This window comes from Prolixibacter bellariivorans ATCC BAA-1284 (assembly GCF_000621705.1).
Classification (GTDB): domain Bacteria; phylum Bacteroidota; class Bacteroidia; order Bacteroidales; family Prolixibacteraceae; genus Prolixibacter; species Prolixibacter bellariivorans.
In genome coordinates this window covers 1-6,952 of record NZ_JHXO01000017.1, presented here as the reverse complement: position 1 = coordinate 6,952, position 6,952 = coordinate 1, and the positions used below count along the sequence as shown (strand labels likewise).

The following is a 6,952-nucleotide window of genomic DNA, read 5'->3' as shown; positions in this document are numbered from 1 at the left end:
AGAAATAAGAATCATCAGGTAGAATAGTCTGAGCAGGAAAAGGTTGGTCATTTTAGACACAGCTAAGGATGAATTTGGTTTAAGCTTAGTTTTCTTTTTGATCATGGATAATGAGTTTATTGAGAAGAAAATGTTGATGTGTTATATCTTAATTGTTGTCAATTGGAAAGAATTTCAGATTGTTTCCAGATTGTTTCCCATTTTATTTCAGATTCGGGTAGTTTCTTTGGTTATAAGAAATTGATAAATGAAATAATTGAGAATAGGCATAATACTAAAATTTAGATTGCTATGAGAAAAAAGATTCTTTCACTATTCGTATTTTTTTTATTATCCGTTACTGCTACATGGGCCCAGCAACTGGCTTTCCCAACTGCTGAAGGCTATGGGAAATATACCGTTGGAGGACGCGGCGGTAAAGTATATGAAGTGACAAATTTGAATGATAACGGCCCCGGTAGCCTTCGTGCGGCGGTTGAAGCGTCAGGTCCCAGAACTGTTGTTTTTCGGGTCTCGGGTACAATACTTCTGAATAACAAACTGGTTATTAGAAATCCCTACATTACCATTGCCGGACAAACAGCGCCTGGCGACGGTATTTGTTTGAGAAGATACCCGTTAATGATTAGCGCTGACCAGGTGATCATCAGGTACCTGAGAGTAAGGCTTGGAGACGAATCGGGACGTGCAGATGATGCAGTATCCAGTAGGTTTGTGAAACACCTTATTGTTGATCATGTATCGGCAAGCTGGAGTGAGGACGAAGTAATGTCGATTTATCATTGCGATAGCATCACTGTTCAATGGTGTATTATTTCAGAAGCACTGTTCGACTCCAACCATCCTGACGACGCCAATACCAGTGTAGATGCTCCTCACGGTTTTGGAGGTATCTGGGGCTCTAACTATGGCTCTTATCATCACAATCTCATTGCTGATAATGCGAGTCGTAATATCAGAATGGCATCGGGTTCAGGTTACACCGATTACCGAAATAACGTGATATACAACTGGGGGTACAACACTTGCTATGGAGGTGAAAACCAGCAGGTAGGTGATTCCAGGTTTTCATTTTCAAAGTTTAACATCGTAGACAACTATTACAAACCGGGTCCAGCAACTGAGCCCGGCGAGAGATCTTATCGAATTATCAATCCTGCTTTTCGCAATAATACATCTGATTTTGGGAAATGGTATGTTGCTGGTAATGTGATTGAAGGGAATAACAAAGTGACAACAGATAACTGGGATGGTGGTGTACAACCTAAAGGAGGCGAAGCCAATCTAAAAATCGTAAAGCTTGAAAAAGCATGGTCATCCATGCCGATTAATCAGCAATCGGCTAAGGAAGCCTTTAATTTAGTGCTTCAAAATGCAGGAGCTACTTTACCCAAAAGAGACCCTGTTGATACGAGAATCGTCAATGATGCCAGAGGCGGATATGCTACCTATGAAGGCAAAGCATATAAAAAATTTGAAAGAGTAGCCGACAAATCAAAGAAAACCGGAATGATAGACTCTCAAAACGATGTTGGTGGCTGGCCATTACTTAAAAGTACTTCCGCGCCAAAAGATACTGACCACGATGGTATGCCTGATCAATGGGAGCTGAAACATGGCCTTAATCCCAATAATCCTGCTGATGGAAATAAAATTGGCAAAGATGGTTACACCATGCTGGAGAACTATTTGAACAGCATCAATTGATGTAAATCCATTCTTGAAAAAAGATATTTGAAAATATCCTAAAACATTTAGGATATTTTCAAATGACTAACTATACTTAGATGAAATGATTATGAAATCTAAAGTCACCTTTAACAAAACAGGACTCTACTCCATCATAGCCTCTGTGCTTGTTGTGCTGGCGTTTGCAACCACATCATTTGCACGGGTGAATGTGGAATCTAATTTAGATGGCGATGGCCATGTGGCCATTTCAGGAGAGCTCCGCCAATGGCATGATGTTACATTGAATCTTTCGGGACCGTTCTGTAGCGAGACAGATACTGCTCCCAATCCATTCACGGATTATCGTTTCACCGTTACCTTTGAGCATGAGTCGGGCACGCCCAAATATACAGTCCCCGGCTATTTTGCTGCCGATGGGAATGCGGCTGAATCGGGTGCTAATTCGGGAAATATTTGGCGCGCTCACTTGTCTTCGGACAGAACGGGCAAATGGACTTATCACATTTCATTTGTCCGTGGTCCATGGGTTGCCATTTCCGATTTACCCGGTAAAAGTGTTGCGCCGTTTAACGGGCTGACCGGATCGTTCGTTATTAAACCAACCGACAAAACCGGTCGTGATTTTCGGGGAAAAGGACGGTTGCAATATGTTGGGCGTCATTACCTACAATTTGCCGGTACCGGTGAATATTTCTTAAAAGCAGGTTCTGATGCACCCGAAACGCTGCTCGGAACAGCCGACTTCGACAATACCATCGCGATGAAAGAGAAAGTACCACTTAAAACATGGTCGGCTCATCTCAAAGACTGGAAACAAGGAGACCCGGTATGGCATGGCAATAAAGGTAAAGGCCTGATTGGCGCGATCAACTATTTGGCAAGTAAAGGAGTGAATTCCATCTCTTTTATCCCCTACAATGCAGGAGGTGATGGTGATGATGTTTGGCCCTTTGTGGAACGTAACGACAAATTACACTATGACTGCTCAAAGCTTGACCAGTGGGGAATCGTTTTTTCTTACGCTCAACAAAAGGGGCTTTACTTGCACTTTAAATTACAGGAAACGGAGAATGATGATGAGCGGAAACGCAAAGGGGCAGATATTATCGATATTCCCCGAAAGGCCGATGGCCGGTTGCCTGTCCCGGAAGCGCTTGATGGCGGTGTTCTGGGGCCTGAACGAAGGCTCTACCTGCGCGAATTGATCGCCCGCTTTGGTCAAAATTTGGCGTTGAACTGGAACCTGGGTGAAGAAAATACACAGACTTCGGAGGAGCAACGTGCCATGGCGCAGTATATTAGCGATACCGATCCCTATATTCACAATATTGTCATCCACACCTATCCCAATATGCAGGACCGGGTCTACCCGCCGCTCATCGGCAACGGATCAGCGCTAACCGGCGCTTCGCTTCAAAATATGTATAATGAAACGCATGCGAAAACACTTCAGTGGGTAAGAGCTTCAGAACGAGCGGGAAAACCTTGGGTTGTTGCTAACGATGAACAGGGTTCTGCCAGTTTCGGTGTGCCGCCAGATCCAGGCTACGAAGGATTTAGCGGTACCGCCGGGAAAGGCAAAGATGCCTATGACCTAAATGACATACGGCGATACACGCTTTGGGGAAACCTAATGGCAGGTGGAGCTGGCGTGGAATATTATTTTGGGTACAAACTCCCTCAAAACGACATTGTGGCGGAAGATTATCGCAGTCGTGATAAATCGTGGGACTATTGCCGCATCGCTCTTGATTTTTTCAAGGAGAAGAAAATCCCGTTTTGGGAAATGGAAAATGAAGATGAACTGGTCGGAAATTATGCACATGACAACTCGCTCTATTGTTTTGCCAGTAAAAGCGAGCTCTATCTTGTCTATCTGCCTCATGGTGGCAGAGCGACCCTGGATATGACCCTGGCAGCGGGTGAGTTCAGTGTTTCCTGGTTTAATCCACGAGAAGGTGGCGCACTTTTTCCTGATAAGATTGTTGATGGCGGTCAGCCCGTGTTGCTCAACGCACCATCAAAAAATGATGATTGGCTCGCTGTAGTAAAACGACAGAGACCTTAAGTCTACGTTGAAACATTGTTAAGGGTACAGGATTTCTCTCCTGGTTGACCAGGTCTGTTTTAAATCAGGAGATAAATCTTGTTGTTTTCTGGGCTGGGGAACGAAGGGAAAAACAACCAGATTTTTCGAATCTGTCAAAGTAAAATTTGGTTGAAATAGTAGTTTTTATTTTCAGATTAGACCTGATCTGAATTGCAATCATAATTTATTTTTCACCAGCTAATTAATACGAAATTGATGATGAGTAAAATAACTCTACTGGGGATCCTTTTGCTGTTTTTTCAGTTGAATAATAAAAGCTATGGACAAGCACCGATAGAGAAAAAACATTCGCTGAATTTCTTTTTGGATTGTCATGATTGTGATTTTTCGTTTGTGCGACAGAAATTGAAATTTGTTTCGTTTGTCCGTGATCCGAAAGAGGCCGACGTCCAGATTTTAGTGAGTGATTCAAAGACGGGTAGTGGTGGTAAAAAATATTATCTTAATTTTATTGGGTTGAATTCGCTTAAAGGGCAGGATTTTGAGTATGGGTATACCAGCAACCAACTGGATTCGGATGATGACATCCGTCGGGGTTTATTGAAGAGGCTTGAGACCGGAATACTGCAATACTATTCTAAAACCGGCTATTTTGACGAGCTTGATATTAATTTGGGCATGAGGGACGGTAAACGAGTCGTTGATAAATATAATGATCCCTGGAAGAAGTGGGTATTTCAGGTAGATGCAGGCAGTTACCTGAAAATGGAGGCCAGTAAAAACGAATATTCTTTGAATACCGAAGTTCAAAGTGAGAAAGTGACTGAGGCCTGGAAAACAAAATTCAAGGGAGAATATAATATTGATCATGAAAGCTACCTTGATAATGGAGAAAAGATTGTAAACAATCAAAATAGCACCGATTTTTCAGCCAATTACATCAAGAGCCTGAATCCACGCTGGTCAGCCGGCATTTTTGGTGAATATCTCTCAGATACCTATATAAATACCAAGAATTCAGAGCGCCTGTATGCCGGACTGGAGTATAATATTTTTCCATGGGACATGAGCAACCGCAAGGTTTTTATCTTGCGTTACACCACGGGTGTCCAGAATTATGTGTATTATGAAGAAACCATTTACAACAAAATACGAGAGATTCGAGCTTACCAGGCTATAAAACTGGAACTCCAATTGGTACAACCCTGGGGAACCATCGAGTCCAGCCTGGAGGGATCCAACTATTTTCACGATTTTTCAAAAAACAAGCTGACATTTAATTCTAAATTCTCGGTTCGATTGGCGAAACAGTTTTCGGTGTATGGGAAAATGAAAGCACAAGTGGTCCACGATCAGTTATATCTATCTAAAGGCGATGCTTCGCTGGAAGATGTTCTGTTACAACGCCGTAAATTGGCTACAACATACGAAGTTAAAATGGAAATTGGCCTTCGCTTTACATTTGGTTCTATTTATAATAGTGTAATCAATGAACGCTTTTGATGTGTTCCGTTTGGCAATTTCCGGAACAATAAAAACGTATCCAGTAGCTGAAAAATACAACAAGACTCCGGCGCAGGTTGCCTTGCACTGGAACTTACGGCACGAAGTGGTTATGATTCCTAAATCAATCAACTCCAACCGTATTGTTGAGAACGCTCATTGTTTAAAAATAAATTGTAGAGTTTGAAAACCAACTAAAATATTAAGTAGTCAATTAATTATGAAAAAATCAAAGGTTATTCTGAATATTGGTTTGATATTACTTTGCGTAATATCGAATACGAACATGGGAACTGCTCAAAACAAGCAGGCTAAGCCACGAGTAATTATTATGTCTGACTTTCCGCCAGTTGACGTTATCCCCGGTGGGTTGGGCTATGGCCCATCCGAGAAACGCAGTGATCCAGATGATGTGCAGTCGATGATCCGCTTTCTTCTCTACTCAAATGATTTCGATGTCGAGGGTCTGATCGCTACATCAGGCACCAAGGCCTATATCGCTAGAAAACAAAATATTTTGGACATTCTAAATCTGTACGACCAAGTGGATGAGAATCTGAGGAAGCATGATCAGAGGTATCCAACCGCTGACTATTTGCGTTCGATTACCTGGCAAGGCCGTGATGGGACGTACGGAAAAAATGGTATGAAAAATCTAGGTAAGAATATGGATACGGAGGCTTCAAACGCGATTATCAGGATAGTGGACAAACCTGATGATCGGCCGGTATTCGTTTGTGTCTGGGGTGGTTCGTACGAAGTTGCACAGGCGATCTGGAAAGTTAAAAATACGCGCACTCCTGCTGAACTCGAACGTTTCCTGAGTAAGTTGCGTATTTATTTGATTGGAAAACAGGACAACACTGCGCAGTGGCTACTTGATAATTTCCCAAAATTGTTCGTGATTTGCTCAGAGAATAATTTCAAGGGGATGATTTGGAATGCGGCAGGCTCTGATACAACACTGGCTAACTTAACATGGATTGACGAGCACATCCGCAAAGGACATGGGCCGTTGGGCGCAGTATACCCCAAAAGCGGGTGGGATCCGAAATCACTGGGGCAGAAGGAAGGAGACTCGCCTTCATTCCTTTACCTGGTTAGTGCGGTAAACGGATTGAATAACCCTGAAAATCCATCTGAGCCGAGTTGGGGTGGACAATTTGTACGCCCAGACTCTACCAAGAATCATTGGTTTGATGACCCTGCCGGCCCAAAAACCGTCTACCGCTGGCGTTCTCAAGTCCAGGCAGACTTCGCACTTCGCGCAACCTGGATGTTACCTTGACGATGAACTTCAATTATGGCTTAGCATAAATTAATTCACTGATCCTTACGAATTATCAGTTGAGTTGAAAGCGGCGGAAAGGATATGCTTCATGTGGCAAAGGCGTGTAAGAAATCCATATGGAACCAGAAGGTTTGCAGTTTAAGCAGGTGAGAGTAAATTGAATTGTCAGAAGAATTAGCACTGTGCATAGCAATTATTGAGATAAGGAAGGTAATACTGATCTGAATACATCTGCACTCTCAACAACATTGAATAACCGGAGGTGTTGTGTTCCGGTACTTTACTTGATTAAAAAGAGCTGAAAAGCTCTTTTTTCTTTTTATGAATACGTAGAAATAAGAATCATCAGGTAGAATAGTCTGAGCAGGAAAAGGTTGGTCATTTTAGACACAGCTAAGGATGAATTTGGTTTAAGC

At 42.6% G+C, this 6,952-nt stretch carries 4 protein-coding genes; all 4 read left to right on the top strand.

Annotation, left to right across the window (positions count from 1 at the left end; genetic code table 11):
• The first annotated feature begins 291 nt into the window (after positions 1-291).
• The 4 genes from T426_RS0119080 (at position 292) to T426_RS24340 (ending at position 6,533) form a co-directional block, all read left to right on the top strand.
• Entirely contained in the window at positions 292-1,707 is a 1,416-nt protein-coding gene (locus T426_RS0119080; protein ID WP_027586133.1) for a hypothetical protein, read from the top strand.
• Between the two features lie 91 nt (positions 1,708-1,798).
• Positions 1,799-3,760 (top strand): DUF5060 domain-containing protein, encoded by a 1,962-nt coding sequence (locus T426_RS24345; protein ID WP_199898752.1) that lies wholly within the window; start codon positions 1,799-1,801, stop codon positions 3,758-3,760.
• Between the two features lie 237 nt (positions 3,761-3,997).
• Positions 3,998-5,245, top strand: a complete 1,248-nt coding sequence (locus T426_RS0119070; protein WP_025866301.1) for a hypothetical protein — start codon at positions 3,998-4,000, stop codon at positions 5,243-5,245.
• A gap of 220 nt (positions 5,246-5,465) precedes the next feature.
• Positions 5,466-6,533: a DUF1593 domain-containing protein gene (locus tag T426_RS24340; RefSeq protein ID WP_051569029.1), complete on the top strand. Its 1,068-nt coding sequence runs from the start codon at positions 5,466-5,468 to the stop codon at positions 6,531-6,533.
• The last annotated feature ends 419 nt before the right edge of the window (positions 6,534-6,952 follow it).

Coding starts and splice junctions, on each gene's coding strand:
- T426_RS0119080 (WP_027586133.1), top strand. CDS start 292: ATGAGAAAAAAGATTCTTTCACTATTCGTATTTTTTTTATTATCCGTT.
- T426_RS24345 (WP_199898752.1), top strand. CDS start 1,799: ATGAAATCTAAAGTCACCTTTAACAAAACAGGACTCTACTCCATCATA.
- T426_RS0119070 (WP_025866301.1), top strand. CDS start 3,998: ATGATGAGTAAAATAACTCTACTGGGGATCCTTTTGCTGTTTTTTCAG.
- T426_RS24340 (WP_051569029.1), top strand. CDS start 5,466: ATGAAAAAATCAAAGGTTATTCTGAATATTGGTTTGATATTACTTTGC.